At 61.2% G+C, this 20,379-nt stretch carries 18 protein-coding genes; 1 reads left to right on the forward strand and 17 read right to left on the reverse strand.

Annotated features, from left to right (window positions below; translation table 11 throughout):
• The 14 genes from PH586_RS19835 to PH586_RS19900 all read right to left on the reverse strand — a co-directional run.
• A partial coding sequence (locus PH586_RS19835) for a calcium-binding protein (RefSeq protein WP_271349530.1) occupies positions 1-2,355 on the reverse strand: 2,355 nt, incomplete at its 3' end.
• Positions 2,356-2,367: 12 nt separating this feature from the next.
• The gene (locus PH586_RS19840; RefSeq protein WP_271349531.1) at positions 2,368-3,015 is read right to left on the reverse strand and encodes a hypothetical protein; all 648 of its coding nucleotides are present in this window, start codon (positions 3,013-3,015) and stop codon (positions 2,368-2,370) included.
• Between the two features lie 193 nt (positions 3,016-3,208).
• Entirely contained in the window at positions 3,209-4,633 is a 1,425-nt protein-coding gene (locus PH586_RS19845) for an HlyD family type I secretion periplasmic adaptor subunit (RefSeq protein ID WP_271349532.1), read from the reverse strand.
• A gap of 166 nt (positions 4,634-4,799) precedes the next feature.
• On the reverse strand, positions 4,800-6,947 hold the full coding sequence (locus PH586_RS19850) for a type I secretion system permease/ATPase (protein WP_271349533.1): 2,148 nt from the start codon (positions 6,945-6,947) through the stop codon (positions 4,800-4,802).
• A gap of 490 nt (positions 6,948-7,437) precedes the next feature.
• Positions 7,438-7,956, reverse strand: a complete 519-nt coding sequence (locus tag PH586_RS19855; RefSeq protein ID WP_271349534.1) for a GNAT family N-acetyltransferase — start codon at positions 7,954-7,956, stop codon at positions 7,438-7,440.
• A gap of 166 nt (positions 7,957-8,122) precedes the next feature.
• Entirely contained in the window at positions 8,123-9,217 is a 1,095-nt protein-coding gene (locus PH586_RS19860) for a PLP-dependent cysteine synthase family protein (RefSeq protein WP_271349535.1), read from the reverse strand.
• 10 nt (positions 9,218-9,227) lie between these two features.
• Complete coding sequence (locus PH586_RS19865) at positions 9,228-10,133, reverse strand: DMT family transporter (RefSeq protein WP_271349536.1); 906 nt, start codon at positions 10,131-10,133, stop codon at positions 9,228-9,230.
• A 370-nt stretch (positions 10,134-10,503) separates the two neighbouring features.
• A complete protein-coding gene (locus PH586_RS19870; RefSeq protein WP_271349537.1) occupies positions 10,504-10,836 on the reverse strand; it encodes a Na+/H+ antiporter subunit G in 333 nt (110 codons plus the stop codon).
• A gap of 9 nt (positions 10,837-10,845) precedes the next feature.
• On the reverse strand, positions 10,846-11,115 hold the full coding sequence (locus PH586_RS19875; protein ID WP_238042997.1) for a K+/H+ antiporter subunit F: 270 nt from the start codon (positions 11,113-11,115) through the stop codon (positions 10,846-10,848).
• Positions 11,100-11,603 (reverse strand): Na+/H+ antiporter subunit E, encoded by a 504-nt coding sequence (locus tag PH586_RS19880; RefSeq protein ID WP_271349538.1) that lies wholly within the window; start codon positions 11,601-11,603, stop codon positions 11,100-11,102. The genes PH586_RS19875 and PH586_RS19880 overlap by 16 nt, the downstream gene beginning before the upstream one ends.
• Positions 11,600-13,105 (reverse strand): monovalent cation/H+ antiporter subunit D, encoded by a 1,506-nt coding sequence (locus tag PH586_RS19885; protein ID WP_271349539.1) that lies wholly within the window; start codon positions 13,103-13,105, stop codon positions 11,600-11,602. The genes PH586_RS19880 and PH586_RS19885 overlap by 4 nt, the downstream gene beginning before the upstream one ends.
• Positions 13,102-13,431: a Na+/H+ antiporter subunit C gene (locus tag PH586_RS19890; RefSeq protein ID WP_238043000.1), complete on the reverse strand. Its 330-nt coding sequence runs from the start codon at positions 13,429-13,431 to the stop codon at positions 13,102-13,104. The genes PH586_RS19885 and PH586_RS19890 overlap by 4 nt, the downstream gene beginning before the upstream one ends.
• Position 13,432: 1 nt before the next feature.
• The gene (locus PH586_RS19895) at positions 13,433-16,225 is read right to left on the reverse strand and encodes a monovalent cation/H+ antiporter subunit A (protein WP_271349540.1); all 2,793 of its coding nucleotides are present in this window, start codon (positions 16,223-16,225) and stop codon (positions 13,433-13,435) included.
• 417 nt (positions 16,226-16,642) lie between these two features.
• Positions 16,643-17,107 carry an outer membrane lipoprotein gene (locus tag PH586_RS19900; RefSeq protein ID WP_271349541.1) on the reverse strand — a complete coding sequence of 155 codons (465 nt, stop codon included), beginning with the start codon at positions 17,105-17,107 and terminating at the stop codon, positions 16,643-16,645.
• A 148-nt stretch (positions 17,108-17,255) separates the two neighbouring features.
• Here PH586_RS19900 and PH586_RS19905 point away from each other — a divergent pair, with 148 nt between their 5' ends.
• The gene (locus PH586_RS19905; RefSeq protein ID WP_271349542.1) at positions 17,256-17,492 is read left to right on the forward strand and encodes a hypothetical protein; all 237 of its coding nucleotides are present in this window, start codon (positions 17,256-17,258) and stop codon (positions 17,490-17,492) included.
• Positions 17,493-17,725: 233 nt separating this feature from the next.
• Here PH586_RS19905 and pdxH read toward each other — a convergent pair whose 3' ends face one another.
• From pdxH to PH586_RS19920, 3 genes are all read right to left on the reverse strand, one after another.
• Positions 17,726-18,373, reverse strand: a complete 648-nt coding sequence (pdxH, locus tag PH586_RS19910; RefSeq protein WP_271349543.1) for a pyridoxamine 5'-phosphate oxidase — start codon at positions 18,371-18,373, stop codon at positions 17,726-17,728.
• 74 nt (positions 18,374-18,447) lie between these two features.
• Positions 18,448-19,098 (reverse strand): OmpA family protein, encoded by a 651-nt coding sequence (locus PH586_RS19915; RefSeq protein WP_271349544.1) that lies wholly within the window; start codon positions 19,096-19,098, stop codon positions 18,448-18,450.
• A 96-nt stretch (positions 19,099-19,194) separates the two neighbouring features.
• Entirely contained in the window at positions 19,195-20,340 is a 1,146-nt protein-coding gene (locus PH586_RS19920) for a serine hydrolase domain-containing protein (RefSeq protein ID WP_271349545.1), read from the reverse strand.
• Positions 20,341-20,379: the final 39 nt, after the last annotated feature.

Raw genomic sequence — 20,379 nt, forward strand, 5'->3', positions numbered from 1 at the left:
ATTAGCGTTGTAGTCGTAATCGTAAATCGTGTCGTAGCCGGCGCCCTTGGTCAGCAGGTAGGTGTCGCTGCCGTAACCGCCATTTAGGTAATCGTTGCCAGTGCCGCCATCGAGCAGGTCGGCGCCGTCATTACCACTTAGGGTGTCGCTTCCGACACCGCCAAGAAATACATCACTACCACTAGTACCGTTAATAGTATCGTTGCCACTCTCACCCAATAGAAGATTGCTAATGAAGTTATTGTTTGAGCCATCGCCGAACGTAAACTTATTCCCACCACCAAGTTTTAGCCTTAATTCATCTATCTGCTCGGTAGTTAATTGCGGCATCCAGATACTCAAGTGCGCGGACGCAGCATCACTCCAGCCAGTCGGACCTGATATTGCCGCGCCGAACTCAAGCAGATCGATTGTCGCCCCAATTGGATCACTGCCATGTGCTTGTTCAAGCAAAGCGAACGTTTCGGCAAAATCCAGGCTTACACCTTCTTCGGCGAGAGTAAGGCCGATGCTATCAACATAAGGTTTCAAGCGTGTCTGTAGCAGCAGACCGTTATATACGGATTGGACCAGAGCATCGTACGCCTGGTTGAGCAACCCGGCCTGGCCAGCGTTGATCAGAATGTCTTCTTCAGTCAGTATCACTTCCCTTACGCCAAACCCCAATGATTTGGTGCCTGAGGTTGTTCCCGATGACAGGGTGAAGCTGCTAATGGCGTCGGCATCTGCGTCGGTTGACGTGGTATTTTGCGAAAAATTGAAGAAGTTCTGGCCGTTGAAAATCTCCAGGATCTTGATGCGTTCCAGTACCTGCTTCTGTGCGAGTTGCGCGGCGGTTGGTCCACTATCTTCGGCGGGCATGCCAAGCTCGCCGCTACTGCTGCCGGAGCCAAAGCCTATGCCATCTGTCGCCGGGAGTTCCCACGAGTAGGCGAAGCTGACCTCCATTGTGTCGCTGCCGAGGTTGCCGATGCGCTGATCCCAGGTCTGGTAACCTGAACTCGACGCCCACTCGACCAACAACTGATCGAGCAGTGCCATTTGCTGCTCGCGAGTTTGCGCCTGACTGTATTGGCTGAGCACGCTTTTCAGACCAGCGTCGAGCATGGCCGCCTCGCGCAGGTCACGCACGGCTCCGGACCCCTGCATGTCCGGCAAGGCCTTGGCCGCATCGTCCAGTTCGACGCTATCGGTATACTCGCGATAGAAAGGGTTGGCGGCCAGGTCGAGGTTGGCGGCCAGGCTCTGGTTGGCGTTGACCTCACCTTCAGTACCGTCATCACGGACGAAGCTGCCGACGGCACTGATCAGGTTGCCATTGGAGTTCTGGCTGGTCTGGGTCGAGCCCAGGTTGATGGCCGTGATGTTGTGCTCGGCCAGGCTCTTCAGCTCGCCTGCCTGGGCCACGCCGTCCTGATTCAGGTCTTGCCAGACGCGCACATTGGCGAACTGCGCATCCTGTGCATCGAATACGCCGTCGGCATTGCCATCCAGGTCACGCAGGGCATCGAAGCCGTCTGTGGCCAACTGGCCATTGGCCTTGACGGTATCGACCCCGAACAATTCGGCGCCGGTATCTATGCTGCCGTTGCCATTGCGATCCAGCACCAACAAGCCGTCGTCGCCCTTGACCCAGCCGGTGCCGGTTTTTAGGCCATCGCCATCAAAGTCGAAGGTGATTCCGGAATTGGCGGAAACGGTTTCGATACCGTCACCATCGAGGTCCAGAGCAAGGGGATCGCGGCGCTGGACGAAATTGAGAGCAGTTTTAAAATCCGAGTTGACGCGATTATTGATCCTATCGACTTCAGAATTTATGTATTCAGACCAATTGGGGGCACATATTTGCGCCAAGCTCGCATCCCCCTTTAGGGCATCATACACATCTCTAAGTTTATCTAGATATTCCCCCCCAAGGTCCATCTTTTCCCTAAGATCCGACTCCAACAAGTCCTCAGGCTTATAGTAATCACCATCCGGATAGGGAATGGGTTCTCTTTCTGGAACCGGATAGCCTTCAGGATAACCATCTGGGCGCTTATATTCTGGCAAAATATAATTATTCGCAGAGTTCGCCAAATCAATAGCATACCGAAGAAATGTATTCTGATATTTCTTTGCCTCGTCGCTATTACCAGCATACATTGTTGCAGTTAGCATAGCTTGAAGCACGCCCCCAGGAATCCCACCAACAGCATCAGCAATAAGCCCCATTGATTCTTGGATCTGCTGCTCTGCATCAGGTCCCGAGGCTGAGGTCATCGCATCAATTTGACTCTCAATATACCCAGCAGTGCTCTGCCCATTCTCAATGGCATCCCGTACATCCTTAATAGTACTTAGCACGTCACTCATAATCCCTCCCGACTATCTCTCCAAAGAATCTATATATGCAGCAGAATATGCATTCCGCCCACCGGAAAAAACCAGCAACTTTGCAATCAACAATGCATAGGTAGTGAAATATTCAGGACTTTTTGACACCAACTCCCGACAAGCATCTCCACGAATATCAGAAAGAACACCCCCACGAGCTTTTATTTTTCTCAATAGAGCACCAGCCCTACTCTCCACATTGATTGAACGCACTGAGGAAAGCTCTCTCAAATGATATGAAAGAATCGTGGTCTCCAAAATTATTGAGCACCCACCGCGGGTGCGCTCATATGCCTCAACGGCACCACGAAGCCCCACCTTAACTTGGCCATCATCCAGCATGAGATTAGACGCCGCCGTCATAATCACAGAGCAACGCCACGAAGAGTCGTAGCATTTATTGCCAACAACATAATCAATTAAACCTTGATCCTTGCTCGCCCCAGCACCCAAACTCCGATGATAAATAAACTCAAAGTCTTGATTAGACTCGGATCGCAGACCAAAATATCTTACGCCCCACATATCCAAAAGCCACGACGCGCCCTCAGAACCCGTCAAACGCACATAATTTCCATACCCCCAAAACGCGGCAACAGCAACAAAGAAAAAGACCAGAACCACAAGAGCTTTCTTCATATCGGGACTCTTTAAATATCCATTTAAAAGCCAGAACAAAAAGACACACTAGATCGCCAACTCAAAACACAATAAACAAAAGCGCTAAAGGAAATTCTGAAAACCCCCGATTTCTTGAGCCTACCGACCTACAGCCTGCGTAGTTGCCAGGCATCATCTTCCGAGATCAGTCTTTTCCCATTCCTAAAACTTATTAACGCTCCATTAGGCTCTCGCCTTTATACTCCTTGAGCGGACTCAAGAAGTAATCGATAACCTTCCTCTTATCCGTCTTCACTTCCGCCCTTACCGCCATACCCGGCGACAGAGCGATCTTATTGGCGCCTACCTGAATGCTGTCGGTCTTCAGATGAATCCGCGCGCTGTAGACCAATCCGAGTTTCTCGTCTTCGATGGCGTCGCTGGAGATGCTCACTACCGTGCCTTCGACCACACCGTATTTGGTGAAGGTGAAGGTCTCGACCTTGATCTCGACTTCCTGGCCTGGGCGGACGAAGCCGATGTCCTTGTTCTCCAGCATGGCCTCTACTTCCACCGGCTGGTCGCTGGGCACTATGACCATCAGCGGTTGCGCTTCGGTGACCACGCCGCCGTTGGTGTGGATGGCCAGCTGTTGCACGGTGCCGTCCACCGGGGCGGTGAGTTGCATCAGGTGGTTGCGTTGTTCGGCCTTGTTCAGTTCCTGGCTTAAGGCGGCGGCGCGCTGATCGGCTTCGTGTTGCAGATCGAGCATGGCCCGGCGGGTTTGTGCGAGCACGCTGTTTTGCTGGCTTTGTGCGGCGCGCTTGGCTGCGCGCAATTCGCTTAAGCGTGCTTGCTGCATGGCCAGCTCACGCTCTTGGGCGAGCAGGTTCTGCTGTTTTTCCAGGTAGGCGTGCTTGGCCACGAACTGCTTGTCGAGCAGGCGTTTGTAGTCGGCCGCCAGCTCTCGACTGATCGGCAGGGTTTTATTCAGCGCATCGATGCTGGTGTTGACCGATTGCAGCTCGGCGCTGCGCTGCTCGATTTCGGCGGCGGTTTGCTCAAGCGTGCTGCGCAGTTCCAGGTATTGGCCCTGCACCCAGTCTTGCGCGGCACGTTGCTCGGTGGCATCGGCCTGGGGGATAAGTGCCGCCAGACTGGGCGGCTCTTCGTCCTGGGCGATGGCCTGCAGCAGCACCTGGGCGCGGGCGCTGTCGACTTGGGCGGCGAGCAGGTCGCTGTGCAAACGCTCGACATCGGCGCTGGTAATCCGCGCATCCAGTTCCACCAGCACTTCGCCGGCTTTGACCCGCTGGCCGTCCTGCACGTGGATGGCCTTGACAACCGCCACTTCGCTGGGCTGGATGACCTTGCTCTTGCCGCTGGGGACTATCTTGCCGCTGGCCGTGGCGACCACGTCGATCTCACCGACGCAGGCCCAGAGCAGGGTCAGGGCAGCGAAGGCCATGATCAGCCACTGGATGTAGCGCGGGGCCGGGTGTACCGGTTGCTCCTGCAGGGCCAGGGCAGCGGGCAGGAATTGCAATTCATGGCTCAGCCGTGGCGGTGCGTCCATGGCCTGGCGGTTTTTCCAGGAATGACGCCAGGCTTGGCGGTAGCGGTTAAGGAGGTCGCGTTTGGCCGAAGGCGAAGTCATGACAAGAACCCGAGCGTCGAAACGCAGTAGAAGACGCGATGTGCCTGTGTCGTTGTTTCGCGGGCATGGCCCGCCCCTACAGGTCGGTGCGACTCACGCGATCCCTTCGGCTTTTCCCCTGCGGGGCGAGGGGACTGATCGTACGGACCTGATACTTTTTTGGGGCTCATGCCGCACCGCCATGCTGCAGGCGATGCAGGCGCGAGTAGTGGCCGGCCTGGTGGGCCAGCAGTTCGGCGTGGCTGCCCTGTTCGACGATCTGCCCGCGGTCCATCACCAGGATGCGGTTGGCGTCGCGCACGGCGGACAGGCGATGGGCGATGATGATCACGGTGCGGCCTTTGCAGATGGCCTGCATGTTCTGCTGGATGACCCGTTCGGACTCATAGTCTAGGGCGCTGGTGGCTTCGTCGAAGATCAGGATGCGTGGGTTGCCGATCAACGCGCGGGCGATGGCCACGCGTTGGCGCTGGCCACCGGACAACGAGGCGCCGTGTTCGCCGACCACGGTGTCGTAGCCTTCCGGCAGTTCCAGGATAAATTCATGGGCGCCGGCCAGCTTGGCCACCTGCATCACTCGCTCGATCGGCGTGCCAGGGTCGCTCAGGGCGATGTTCTCGCGGATGCTGCGAGCGAACAGCATGTTGTCCTGCAGTACCACGCCGATCTGCCGGCGCAAGGATGAGACATCGGCCAGGGCCAGGTCCATGCCATCGACCAGCACCCGGCCGCGTTCGGGGGTGTAGAGGCGTTGCAGCAGGCGGGTCAGGGTGCTCTTGCCGGAACCGGAGCGCCCGACCACGCCGATCACCTCGCCGGCCTGGATGCTCAGGCTGATGCCGCGCAGCACCTCGGAGCCATCCGGGCGGTAACGGAACTGCACCTGGTCGAACTCGATCGCCCCCTTGAGCGGTGGCAGCGCGCTGCGCGAGTCCTGCGACAGTTCGGTACGGCTGTTGAGGATGTCGCCAAGACGTTGCACCGACACGCCAGTCTGCTGGAAGTTGGTCCACAATTGGGCCAGGCGCATGATCGGCTGCGACACCCGGCCGGCGAGCATGTTGAAGGCGATCAACTGGCCTACGCTGAGGTCGCCGTCGATCACCAGCCGTGCGCCCATCCACAGGGTTGCCACGGTGACCAGCTTGCCGATCAGGCCGACGCTTTCGTTGGCAATGGCCGAGAGACTTTGGGTCTTGAAACCCGCAGCCACGTAGCCGGCCAGCTGGTTGTCCCATTTGCGAGTGATCTGCGGTTCCACTGCCATCGACTTGAGGGTGTCGATGCCGTTGATCGTCTCCACCAGAAAGGCCTGGTTCTCCGCGCCGCGGCTAAAGCTCTCGTTCAGCCGCGCGCGCAGCACCGGGGTGATCAGCAGGGAAACGACGAAATACAGTGGCAGGGACAGCAGCACGATCAGGGTCAGCCAGCCGCTGTAGACGAACATCACGGCGATAAACACCACCGAGAACAGCACGTCCAGCACCAGGGTGATGGAGTTGCCGGTGAGGAAGCTGCGGATGTTCTCCAGCTCGCGCACCCGCGCCACCGAGTCGCCGACCCGGCGGGCCTGGAAGTAGGCGAGCGGCAGGGTCACCAGATGACGGAACAGCCGCGAACCCAGCTCGACGTCGATGCGGCTAGCGGTGTGGGCGAACACATAGGTGCGCAGGCCGCTCAACGCGGTCTCGAACAGCATGATGCCGAGCAGGCCGACAGCGATCACATCCAGGGTGGACAGGCCACGGTGGACCAGCACCTTGTCCATCACCACCTGGAAGAACAGCGGCGTCAGCAGCGCGAAAACATTGAGTACGAAGGACACCAGCAACACTTCGCCGAGCAGCTTGCGGTACTTGACGATGGCCGGGATAAACCAGCTGAAGTCGAACTTGCTCAGCTCGCCCGCCAGCGATGCCTCGGAGCGGACCAGGATCAGCTCGCCGCTCCAGCGCGCCTGCAATTCCTCGAAGCTGAGCACCTCGGGGCGTTGCGTTTGCGGATCGTGGATCAGCGCCTTGCCTTCATCCAGGCGCGCGATTATAAAGAAGCGGCCGTCCTTGGCCACGGCTAACGCCGGCAGCGGTATGAGCGCCAGGCGCTCCAGCTTGCTGCGCGCCGCCTTGGCCTTGAGCCCGAGTTTCCTGGCGGCCATCAGCAGCTCGCCACGGCCGAACTGGCGGCCATCTTCGGCAAACTCATGGGCCAGTTGTTCGGGAGAAGCGGCGACGTTATGAAAGCGCGCGAGCATGACCAGGCAGGCCAACCCGGTATCGAGCGGCTGGTCGCCGGTATTGGGCGGTGTATCGGACATTAGCTTCCCTGCTGTACTGCTACTTCCCAGGCACTGTAGATCGTCTCCTGATACAGACAGGAAGCAGATAACGGTGCACAAGACATTGGGAGAATCGTTCAGGCAGGGACGAGCGCTAAATCCAGGCCATCCCTTGCCTATGAGTGTTGCTTACAAACTGGACGATCTTATATGTCATGGCACTATGCCATTTCAAGAGCAGGTTCACGAAAGGTGATGCACCTCGCACATTGCTGCGATCGGCAGCCGAGTGCAGGTGGCAGTACCTGATACGCCCCGCGCCATCAGACCGGCGAACGCTAGAGGACGATCTGCCCCTGAACCGTACGCATCAAGCCAAAGATCTGTTCCAGGCAGGCGCAGGCGCAGGCTCTGCAGGCGGCATTCTCTGCGCCGGGGTCGACGGCATCGGCGTGACCAAGGTACTGGCCTGGTGCGGAACATGTCGGGTCTCAATGAGGGCCGAGAGGTAGGGTGCCGGAGTGAAGCATCATCCATCCTGCGGCATGCGCAGACAGCAGACCGTGGTGCGCCCCGAGCCATGGGGCCGTCGATCTGGGTCGGCGTAGCTCTCGATCTCGACGAAACCGGCCTTGCGCATCATCCCTGCCGAGGCGGCGTTTTCCTCGTGACGCTCGATATAGATGTCGTGCAGGCCCTGCTCGGCCAGCAGGCTGACCACCTGGCGCAACAAGTGTGAGCCCAGCCCCTGCCCTGCCATGTCGCGATGAGTCACCGCCTCGCAGATATAGGCATGCACCTGAGCGCGACGTGGCGCGGGCTGGTATCGCGCGAAGTCGCGCGACTGCCGGTAGCTGACGAAACCCAGCAACTCTCCCTCACGCTCGGCCAGAAGCGCCTGCACCGCGCCAGCGGCGATGCCCTGCAGATGGGCAGCCACTTCGTCTTGAGGCAGGTGGTTCCAGGGGTTCGGCCCGTGCTCGAAAATCAGCGCACAGAGGTTATCGATATCCCGATCCTGTGCCTGGCGTATTTCGAAGTCGCTCATCCATCCTCCCTGTTTCATGAAGCCATAGATCCTATGGCGCGCTGCAAAGATTGCAAAAACGTGGCCCGGCGCGGTGCGCCATAATGGGTTACGCCGCATATAAAATGGGTGACTTGCCTGAACACCCCGCTAGCGGCTAACCCATCCACGGGACTGTGGGTACCGGCTAGAGGCCTGCCGTCGACAAATCACCCGGCAATGGCTCGCCGCGTTCGGCGCAGGCCGCCACCGCCTCGATCAGCGGCGCCAGCTGGAAACCCTGGGCCTGCAGCCAGTTCTCGTCGTAATAGGTGGTGGCATAGCGTTCGCCGCCATCGCAGAGAATCGCCACCAGCGAGCCCGACTCGCCGGCCGCGACCATGCGCTGGGCGACCAGCAGTGCGCCGACCAGGTTGGTGCCACTGGAGCCGCCGACATGCCGGCCCAGGCGCCGCGCCAGGTAGTGCATGGCCGCCAGCGACAGGGCGTCGGGCACCTTGCACATGGCGTCGATCACCGAGGGCAGGAAGGATGCCTCGACCCGCGGCCGGCCGATGCCTTCGATGCGCGAGCCGCAGTCCAGGGTCAGGCTGGCATCGCCGCTGCGGTAATAGTCGAAGAACACCGAGCGCTCGGCATCGGCGCACAGCACCCGAGTGGCGTGACGGCGGTAGCGCACATAACGGCCGAGGGTGGCCAGGGTGCCGCCGGTGCCGGGGCTGGACACCAGCCAGCTCGGCTCGGGAAAGCGTTCGCTGCGCAACTGCTGGAAAATCGATTCGGCGATGTTGTTGTTGGCGCGCCAGTCGGTGGCGCGCTCGGCGTAGGTGAACTGGTCCATGAAGTGACCGCCCGTCTCGCGGGCCAGGCGTTCGGACTCGGCGTAGATCTGCCGCGGATCCTCGACCAGATGACTCTGGCCACCATAGAAGGCGATCTGCGCGATCTTCTCCGGCGAGGTAGTCGCCGGCATCACGGCGATAAAGGGCAGGCCCAGCAGGCCAGCGAAATAGGCCTCGGAAACGGCCGTGGAACCGCTGGAGGCTTCGATCACCGGCGCGCCGGGCTTGAGCCAGCCATTGCACAGGGCATACAGGAACAGCGAACGGGCCAGGCGGTGCTTGAGGCTGCCGGTGGGATGGCTGGACTCGTCCTTGAAGTACAGCTCGATGCCCGGCAAGCCAGGCAGCGCCAGGGGGATCAGGTGGGTATCGGCGCTGCGCTGGAAATCCGCCTCGATGATGCGGATTGCCTCGCGCGCCCAGGGTCTGCAATCGCTCATCAGTATCTCCTCAATCCAGCACGCCAACCGGTACGGCTGGCGCATTGCGCCATTGGCTCAAAGCCACCCCGCCGAACACCAGCGCAGCGGCGAGCAGTTGCAGGGTATTCAGGCGTTCACCGAGCAGCAGCATGGCAAACACCAGGGTGAACAGCGGTATCAGGTTGGTAAAGCCCGACGCCTGACTGGCCGGCAACTGGCTGACACCATAGTTATACAAGCCATAGGCGCCAACCGTTACCACCACCCCCAGGTAGGCCACGGCCAGCATGCCCTGCGGCGAGATGCTCGCGGGCAGGGGCGCGCTGAGCAGCGCCAGCGGCAGGAAGAACAGGCTGCCGATAAACGCCTGCATGGCCGTCAGGATAAAGGCCGAATAGCGCGCGGACAGGTGCTTGAGCAGCAGGGTGTAGCCCATGGCGCAGAGCATGGCGAGCAGTTCGTAGAAGTTGCCGAGCAGTGGCTTCGGCGCATGGGCATCAGCCTGGCCGGCCAGACTCAGCCAAACCGCCCCCACCAGCGCCAGGAGAAAGCCGGCCAGGGTGGTGCGGCTGATACGTTCGTGCAGGAAGACAAAGGCGCCCATGGCCACCAGCAACGGCAACAGCGCGGTGATCATCCCCGCCTGCGCGGCACTGGTGTTCTGCAGCGCCAGGGCCTCGAAGATGAAGTACAGGCAGGGCTCGCACGCGGCCAGGCCGAGCAGGTAACGCCAGTCGCCGGCGCGGTAGCAGATGCACCCGCGCCAGCGCCAGGCGAGCAGAAAAACCAGGCTGCCGAGGGCCATGCGGGCGAAGATCACCCACAGCGGCGGCAGTTCGGCGAAGGCCCATTTCAGGGCGATGAAGGAGCTACCCCACAGCGCCATGGCCACAACCAGGCAGACCACTGCCACTCCCCTGCCCTGCCCGCTCATGTGCCACTCCCCGCAAAAGCCCGAGTGTAGCCAGGCCAGTGCGGTGCGAACAGATACAGTCAGGCGCACGAACTGTGCGCCTGGCGATGGTTGAGCGGGTGACGGGGGCGTGATTCGCAGGCCAGAGGCCGTGCAGGACCGCAAGCCCTACGATCTGGAGCAATCCGCGATCCGTAGGGCGCTACTCGCCGCAGGCAGTACGCCATGTATTCACCGGCGCGGCACAAAGCCGGCGGGTTGTCGCTACGCTCCGAAGCCGCCCTACCCGCAGGCAGTGCACATTGGATTCACCGGCGCAGCACAAAGCCGGCGGGTTGCCGCTACGCTGCGAAGCCGCCCTACCTCCCAACGGAACGCCGCCCCAATCGCCCTACTGCTCCCAGGGCCTACCGCGGGTCTTGTCGCTCAGGCGCAGTTTCTGCTGCAGGGCGGCCTTGGCCAGCATATGGGCGCTGACCGGTGCGGTGATGAACAGGAACAGGGTGATCAGCAGCTCGTGCAGGCTGATGCCGTCGCCCCGGCTGCCGAAGTAGATCAGCGAGGCGATGACCATGCCGCCCACGCCCAGGGTGGTCGACTTGGTCGGCCCGTGCAGGCGCATGAAGAAGTCCGGCAGGCGGTACAGGCCAATGGCGCCGACCAGGGCAAACAGGCTGCCAAGCAATAGAAACAGGGCGACCAGGGCTTCGATCCAGTTATGCATGACAACTCCTTACTCGATGATGTCGCCGCGCAGCAGGTATTTCGCAACCGCCACCGTGCCGATAAAGCCCATCACGGCGATCAGCAGCGCCGCTTCGAAATACAGATCAGAGCCCAGCCAGATGCCGAACAGCACCAGCAAGGCGATGGCATTGATGTACAGGGTGTCCAGGGCCAGGATCCGGTCCGGCATATCGGGTCCCTTGATCAGGCGCGCCAGGGTCAGCATCAGGGCCAGGCCCATGATCGCCAGGCATAGCGGAATCACGTAGGCGAGCATGCGAATACCTCCAGCAGCGGTGCTTCGTAGCGGCGCTTGATCTGATCGACCAAGGCGGCCTCGTCGTCCACATCCAGACCATGCACCAACAGGGTTTTGCGGTCGTCGCTCAAATCGGCGGACACCGTCCCCGGGGTCAGGGAAATGATGCTGGCGAGCATGGTCAGGGCCAGTTCGTCCTCCAGCAGCATGGGAATCTCGACAAAGGCCGGACGCAACCTGGCGCTCGGCCCCAGGATCAGCTTGGCCACCTGCAGGTTGGCGATGATGATATCGCCCAGCACCTGGAGGAAGAACAAGCACAGCTTCAGCGGTTTGCGAATGCGCGGCGGGTTGATCCAGAACACCTGGGTCACCAGCGGAATCAGCCAGCCAAGCAGCGTACCAAGCAACCAGTGGCCCACGCTCATCTCATTGACCAGCAGCAGCCAGACCAGCAGCAAGGTCAGGCTCAACAGCGGATGGGGCAGCCAGCGACGGGCTTTCATGACGCACCTCCCGGCAGGACGATCTGGCGATACAACTGCAGGTCCAGCAACTGCTTGGCCGTGGCGTCGACATAGGCCAACAGCGGCGCGGCCAGGCCCACCAGCAGCAGGCTGAGCAGCAGCAGTCCGATGCAGGCCAGTAAGCGTCCGGCGTCCAGTTCGGCACTGTCCAGCTGGCTCAGCCCGACCCGCCAGAACAAGGTACTGCCGGCGCGACTGAGCGCAACCAAGGTGGCCAGGCCTGCGCCCAGTAGCACCGGCCAGAGGAACAGCGCCTGCAGGCCCGGCTCGACCGCCTGTAACAGCAGCAGCTTGCCGATGAAGCCGGACAGCGGCGGCAAGCCGGCCACACTGATGGCGCCAGCGAAGAACAGGGTGCCCAGCAGATGCGGATGTTGCAATGCCGGCCCCTGGATCAGCTGGCCGGCTTTCACCCCGCGCTGGCGCGCGATCAGGTCGGCCAGGAGGAACAGGCCACCGGCAATCCAGGTGCTGTGCAGCAGGTAGAACAAGGCGGCAGCCAGGGCTTGCGGCGTACCCTGGGAAATCCCCGCCAGCACGGTGCCGACCGAGACTACCACCAGGTAGGCGAGCAAGCCGTGCAGGCTGCTGGCCGCCAACGCGCCGATGACGCCCAGGCCGATGGTCAGCAGCGCTGCTGGCCAGAGCCATTCCTGGGCCATGTTGGCCAGCATGCCGGCATCATCGCCGAAGATCAGCGTATACACGCGCAGGATCGAGTACAGGCCGACCTTGGTCATGATCGCGAACAGGGCCGCCACCGGCGCCGTGGCCGAGGCGTATGCCCTGGGCAGCCAGAAATACAGCGGCAGGAATGCCGCCTTCAAGCCGAAAACCACCAGCAGCAGCAAGCCGGCCGCCCCCAACAGAGGCGCCTGATCGGCTGTGGCGGCGGCGACCCGCATGGCCATGTCGGCCATGTTCAGGGTGCCGGTGATGCCATAGAGCACACCGACTGCCAGCAGGAACAAGGCCGAACCGACCAGATTGAGGATCACGTAGTGCAAGCCGGCGCGCACCCGCTCCGCGCCGCCGCCATGCAGCAACAGCGAATAGGAGGCGATCAAGAGGATCTCGAAGAACACGAACAGGTTGAACAGGTCGCCGGTGAGGAAGGCGCCGTTGATGCCCATCAACTGGAACTGGAACAGCGCATGGAAATTGCGCCCGCGCTCGTCATCGCCGCGCGTCGCATAGAGCAGGGCAAAGAAAGCCAGCACCGCGGTGGCGACCAGCAGCAGCGCACTCAGCCGATCGAGCAGCAGGATGATGCCGAACGGTGCTTGCCAGTTGCCCAGGGCATAGACCTGCAGTACACCCTGGTCGGCTTGCCACATAAGCCAGAAGCTCAGGGGCACCAGCACGGTGGCAGAGGTCAACGACAGGGTGCGCTTGACCGGCATGCTCAGCCGAGCACCGAACAGCAGCAGGCAACCGATGAACATCGGTAGCAATACCGGCAGGATCAACCCGTGATTCATCGGGTGGACTCCCGGCCATCGACGTGGTCGGTTTGCATTTCGCCGACACTGCGCAGCGCCAGCACCACCACGAAGGCGGTCATGGCGAAGCCAATCACGATGGCGGTCAGCACCAATGCCTGCGGCAGCGGATCGGCATAGTCGGCGTTGGCGCCGATCACGGTGGTCACCCCGGTCTGCAGGCGACCCATGGCGAACAGGAACAGGTTGACCGCATAGGAGATCAGCGTCAGGCCCATCACCACCGGAAAGGTGCGCGCCCGCAGCAGCAGGTAAACACCGCTGGCGGTGAGAATGCCGAGGGCTCCGGCAAACAAAGCTTCCATCTCAAAGTACCTCTTGTCCGGCCTGTTCCTGGGTCAGCTTGCCCAGGTTGGCGAGAATCAGCAGGGTCGCACCGACCACGGTCAGGTACACCCCCAGGTCAAACAGCATGGCAGTGGCCAGTTCGATCTCGCCGATCAACGGGATCTCGAAATGACCGAATGCCGAAGTCAGGAACGGCCGGTCGAACAGCCAACTGCCGAGCCCGGTAAGCCCGGCAATCAGTACCCCGGCCCCGGCCATGCGGTGATAGTTGAGCGGCAGCCGCGACTGGGTCCACTGCACGCCGCTGGCGACGTATTGCAGGATCAGCGCCACGGCGGTGACCAGACCGGCGATGAAACCACCACCCGGCAGGTTGTGACCACGCAGGAAGATGAACACCGAAATCAACAGGGCCATCGGCAACAACACCCGCGACAGAGTGACCAGGATCAACGGATGCCGATCACGCGCCCAGTTGCGGCCATGCGCATCGGCGCGGGGCTGGAACAGGCGCAGGCCATCGAGCATGGCGTAGATGCCGACACCGGCAATCGCCAGCACGCTGATTTCACCCAGGGTATCGAAGCCGCGGAAGTCCACCAGGATCACGTTGACCACATTGTGGCCACCGCCGCCGGCAAGGCTGTTCTCCAGGAAGAAACTGGAAATGCTGTCATAGGGCCGGGTCAGGACGGCAAACACCAGAATCGCCACCATCAGGCCGAAGCCCACCGCCAGAATGAAATCGCGCAGACCACGGATGCTGCTCGACTCGCTACGCGTCTGCGCCGGCAGGAAGAACAGCGCCAGCATCAGCAGGACGATAGTCACCACCTCCACCGAGAGCTGGGTCAGGGCCAGATCCGGCGCCGAATAGCGGGCAAAGGCCAGTGCCACCATCAGGCCGACCACGCTGAGCATCAGCAGCGACACCAGGCGTTGCCGATGAAATACCACCGTTGCCAGCGCGGCCAGCGCCAGGATGCCCAGCCCCAATGCGGTGATGCCATCGATCGGGGTCATTGCCAGCGGGCCGGTAACTTGCGGCAAGGTGCTGAGCGCGAAGGTCACCACCAGCAACGCAACGCCCAGCAGCAACCCCAGGTAATGCTGCAATGAACCGTTTTCCAGGCGTTTGGTGATCGCTACGCAAACCCGCACCAGCAGCAGCATGGCCTGCTCGAACAACAAGCGGGCATCCATGCTCGGCAGGCCGGCATACCAGCGAAATAGCGGTTGGCGAAATAGATACACGAGAATTCCGCCAAACAGGGCGATAAAGCTCATCAGCAGCGCCAGGTTGAAGCCATGCCAGATCGCCAGGCTGTATTCGGGCAGGTCCCCGCCCAGGGTCGAGGTCGCCGCCGCGGCGAGCAGCGGCGCAACCGTGTAGGCCGGCACTATGCCAACCAGCAGACAGAGAAATACCAGGACTTCCACCGGCAGCTTCATGTAGCGCGGCGGTTCATGGGGCGGGTATTTCGGCAGATTGATCGGCTCGCCGTTGAAGAACACGTCATGGATGAAGCGCAGTGAATAGGCCACCGAAAATACCCCGGCCAGGGTCGCCGTCGCCGGGATCACCCAGTTGAAGCTGCCGAGCAGGTGCTGATTGAGGGTCTCGCTGAAGAACATCTCCTTGCTCAGGAAGCCATTGAGCAAGGGCACCCCGGCCATCGCCGAGGCCGCGACCATCGCCAACATGGCGGTATGCGGCATGTATTTCCACATGCCGTTGATTCGGCGCATATCGCGACTGCCGGTCTCGTGGTCGATGATGCCCGCGGCCATGAACAGCGACGCCTTGAAGGTTGCGTGATTGATGATATGGAACACCGCAGCCACCGTCGCCAGGCGGGTATCCAGACCAAACAGCAGGGTAATCAGGCCCAGGTGGCTGATGGTCGAGTAGGCCAGCAAGCCCTTGAGGTCGTGCTGAAACAGGGCCATGCAGGCGCCGACCAACAACGTCACCAGGCCGGTAATGCTGACCAGGTAGAACCACCATTCGGTGCCGGCCAACGCCGGGTACAGCCGCGCGAGCAGAAACACCCCGGCCTTGACCATGGTCGCCGAGTGCAGATAGGCCGAAACCGGCGTCGGCGCGGCCATCGCATGGGGCAACCAGAAGTGAAAGGGAAATTGCGCCGACTTGGTGAAGACGCCGAGCAGCACCAGCACCAGGGCCAAGGGGTAGAGGTCATGGGCACGGATTGCATCACCGGCGCTGAGCACCTGCGACAGCTCGAAGCTGCCGACGATATGGCCTATCAGCAAAATCCCCGCGAGCAGGGCCAGGCCGCCGCCACCGGTAATCGCCAGAGCCATGCGCGCACCAGTGCGAGCATCCGAACGACCACTCCAGAAGCCGATCAAGAGGAACGACGAGAGGCTGGTCAGCTCCCAGAACATCAGCATCAGCAGCAGGTTTTCCGACAACACCACGCCGAGCATCGACCCCATGAACAGCAGCAGGAACGCGTAGAAACGCCCCATCGGTTCCTGTTTCGTCAGGTAGTAACGGGCGTAGAGAATCACCAGCAGGCCAATGCCGAGAATCAGCAGGGCGAACAGAAAGCCCAGGCCATCCAGACGCAGGCTCAGGCTCAGCCCCAGCGCCGGCAACCAGTTCAGCTGAACCTTGACCAACTCACCGGCAAACACCGACGATTGTTGCGACAGGAGCAGGAGCAAAGCCGCCAACGGCGCCAGTCCCGCCGCCACCGAGCAGGCTGAACGCCCCAATCGATCAGCCAACAGTGGCAGGATCATCCCCAAGAATGGCAAGGCGACAATTAGCGCAAGCGCCATACACAAAACCCCTTTTTTGCATGCCCGCCAGCCAGATCGTGGCCGACGGTTAGCGTCCAAACTGCTACGCCAGCCCCATAATGCGGATTCACCGTCATGGGGCTGGCGCGCCTTAATGTATCGGCAGGTCTACGCCTGCTGCATGACTTGAAAGGCCCGCGTTCATTCCCAGGAGCCCTTGAATGACTCAAGGGCCACTTGCCAACTCCCGTCAGAGCCAGCTAAGCCTTTGTCGGCGCAGGATTATTCCACGATTACCCACGCCTATCGATACAGCGTTATGAATAGAAGTATTACTAAAATCGCAACCCGCGGGATTGTCTGACTGTAGCGCTCGCCAGGCAACAGGATAAAAACCATTAAATGACGCGCACGAAAAAGCCGGATCAGCTGACGCCGATCCGGCTTGGACACGGGTTACGGGGCGACGCGGCTGGTGCCGTTGGCGGTCATGATCCGTACACGCTGACCAACCCGGAAGACCTGATTCTCTTCGACGGCCTGGACATAGGCACGCATGGTGCCGTCATCTTCTCGCACGGTGATTTCCACGCCCTGGGTACGGGTGAAGCCCTCTTCCGTGGCGGCACCGATCAAGCCGCCGGCGACCGCACCGATCACTGCCGCGACAGCACTGCCGCGACCGCCACCAACACCGCTACCAGCCACGCCCCCGACCACCGCACCGGCACCGGCACCGATCGGCGTCTTGGTGCCTTCGATCTTCACCGGCCGCAGCGATTCGATAGTCCCCATGCGCACGGTTTGCACCGTGCGGGCTTCATCGCGCGAATAGGTGTCGCCCGTGAGACTGGACGCACAGCCACCCAGGATCAGAGCCAATGCAGTAAAAACTGTAACCAACGCAACAGGCTTATGCATGAGAACCGCCTCCGTTTGCAATATTGGGCTCATTAGACCGGCAAAGTTCGCGGCTGTCATCCTGCCCTCGGAAAAACCCTGCGCGACAACCCGCCTGCTTCAGTCAGCTTAGGCTATCGGTTAGGCTTCGCCGCAGGAGGGAACATCCATGGATTATTTCATCATCGTCAGCCTGACCTGCGCCGGGCTCTACTTTCACTGGTGGCTGTATGTGCGCATCAAGCGCTGGGCCGACCGCGACCTGGCCTTATCGATGGCAGGCAAGGACGCCGCGAAGAAGAATTACATGCTCCAGCGCCTGGCCGAAGCCCAGGCCGGCAAGGTCAAACGTCGTGAACTGCACGCCTGGCTGGAACGCGCGGCCGCCGATTACCGCGCGCCCTGAGCGCTTGCGAGAACATCGAGTGCTGTAGTGAGGACGCCAGACGTCCGCGGCAGCGTGCCGCGTTCCGTTCGAAGCGCACCGCGCCGATGAACCCCTGGCGCACGGCCTGCGGCGAGTGATACCGATCGCGGCCTGCTCGAGGTAACTGCTCGGGGCAGCGTGATCGAGGCTTTTGTAGGGTTGGCGCCGTACAGTTTTTTGTAGGATGTGGCGGCCGGGCGGCCTCGGCGTAATCAGGGGGCCAGCCGCTCGCGGCTCCAGACATCGTTGTGCAGGCGATAGTCGAGGCGGTCATGCAGGCGACTGGAACGGCCCTGCCAGAACTCGACCCGCTCGGCCAACAGGCGATAACCGCCCCAATGTGGCGGACAGTGGGGCGCCTGGTCGAGAAAGCGTTCTTCGACTTGCGCCAGCAGGCGCTCAAGCTCGGCGCGATCCTTGATCACCTGACTCTGGGGCGAAGCCCAGGCGCCCAGGCGACTACCCAGCGGACGCACCTGAAAATAGGCATCGGACTCGGCCGCAGTGACGCGCTCGACCCGACCCTCGATGCGCACCTGACGCTCCAGGGTTGGCCAGAAAAAGGTCATGGCCGCATAGGGCCTGACGGCCATTTGCTCGCCTTTGGCACTGTCGTAGTTGCTGAAGAAGGTGAACCCGCGCTCGTCTAATCCCTTGAGCAGCAGCACCCGGCAATGCGGGCGACCCTCGGCATCTACGGTGGCCAGGGTCATGGTATTGGGCTCGACCGGCGGTTGCTCGGTCTTCAGCGCCTCGGCAAACCATTGCTTGAACAAGCTGTAGGGCTCGCCAGGCGCCTGCGTCTCGCACAAGCCATCACGGGTGTAGTCGCGGCGCATATCGGCCAGGGTCTGGGTCATGACAAAGCCCTCTAGAACGGAGGCTGCCTAGCTTACCCGGACACGCCGGACTTGGCTTGATCCAAAGCAAGTAACTACTTGCCGGTAACCGAGTTGGCACTGTCTTGCTGCTTGCTGCGGACTGCGACCAGCGCCGGCGCAGCCGGCTGACTGTACTTGGCGACCAGCCCCTTCATGGTGCCCTTCGAGGTCAGCATGATCTCCACCCGCCGATTCAGTGCGCGACCCTCGACACTGTCATTGGCTGCACGCGGCATGTCCGAGCCCATGCCTTTGACCATCAAGCGATTCTGCTTCAACCCGCTCAAGCGGAAAATCGCGGTAAAGGCCCGCGCCCGCTCGTGACTGAGTTCGCGGTTGGCCGTAGCGACGCCACTGCTGTCGGCATGGCCGAGCACGAGCACGGCAACGCTCTGGTCTTTTTCCGCAAGTTTGGCAACCCGACTGATCGGCCCAAGGGTCACCGGCAGCAGCATCATGGGACGGTCCGGGTTGAAGCTGCCCAGCACCGGAGCGGTTACCACCAGCAAGTTCTCGCGCCGTTCGAGCACGAAGTGGCTGCCCTTGATCGCCTCACGCACGCGCGGTTCGTAATCGTCCAGCCAGGCCTGGGTGACTTCCGGATCGGGCATGGCAACCGCCAGTGGCTGCTTGATCTTCTCAGAGCCGACACAACCGGCGAGGAGCAGACACAGGGCGAAGGCGAGAGATTTGTTGGTGAGCATGGGATATCCACATACGAAACAGTCAAGAGAAACCGACAACGAGCCGGCATGAACACTTAAAACAACCACACTGTGCCCGGAGTTTAGCCGAGCTTTCTACAAACAATCTGCCAATACACGCGCAAGTTTCTGCGCGCGAGGGTCCATCAAGACGAACGGTCCTAGATTGTTGACCACGAAGCCAAACGCCACATCACGCTCCGGATCGGCAAAGCCGCTGGAACCACCCGCACCCGGGTGCCCGAACGCTTGCGCGCCCATGCCATAGGTGGCATTGGCCACCTCGGGTTGATCGAGCATGCAGCCCAGACCGAAGCGCGTGCGGGTCAGCAGGGTCTTGTCATCACCGACAGCATGCTCACGGGTCAGCTCATCGAGCAACTCACCTTCCAGCAAGCGACCATCGAGCAAACCGCTGTAAAAACCGGCAAGACTGCGCGCATTACCGTGACCGTTGGCCGCTGGCTGCTGCATTCGACGCCACTGCGGCTTATTTGTGCTGGTCATGATCGACGGCGGGTTGCTGAAGGCCCGCGTAGTCATGGCGCTCGAGTCGCTCATCATGACCTTGAGCAGGCGCTGGGCGGCGGCATCCCCCATGCCGCCCTTGCCGCGGGAGATATGCGCCACGCGGTCGAATTCTTCATCGGCCAGACCGACATGAAAGTCCAGGCCAAGCGGCTTGGCAATGCGCGCGACTATCGACTCACCCGGGCCGCGGCCTTCGACGCGCCGCAACAGTTCGCCAACCAGCCAGCCATAGGTGATGGGCGCATAACCATGCCCCTCGCCGAGTGGCCACCAGGCTTCTTCGGCCGCCAGGGTGCTGGTCATCGCCGGCCAGTCGTACAAGGCCTCGGCCGGCAGCATCTGCCGCAACGCCGGCAACCCGGCCTGGTGACAGAGCAAATGACGCAGGGTGATCCTGGCTTTGCCAGCGGCGGCGAACTCTGGCCAATAACGGGAAACCGGGGCGTCCAGTTCGAGCTTGCCCTCGCCGACCAGTTGCAAGGCAGTCACGGCGGTAAAGGTCTTGGTGCAGGAAAACAGGTTGAGAATGGTGTCGCTGTGCCAGGCCTGCTGACCATCCTTATCGGCCACCCCGGCCCAGACATCCAGCACCGTTTCGCCGCCGATCTGCACGCAGAGTGCGGCACCACGCTCCTGTGGATCGTCGAACAGGGCGGCGAAGGCGTCCTTGAGCGCCTCGAACTTGAGGTCGAAATAGCCCTGTATCTGCACAAGCGGCTCCTTGGTTTGGGGAATGGATGATCAGCCGCG

It is taken from the genome of Pseudomonas aestuarii, from assembly GCF_027988105.1.
GTDB classification, from domain to species: Bacteria; Pseudomonadota; Gammaproteobacteria; order Pseudomonadales; family Pseudomonadaceae; genus Aquipseudomonas; species Aquipseudomonas aestuarii.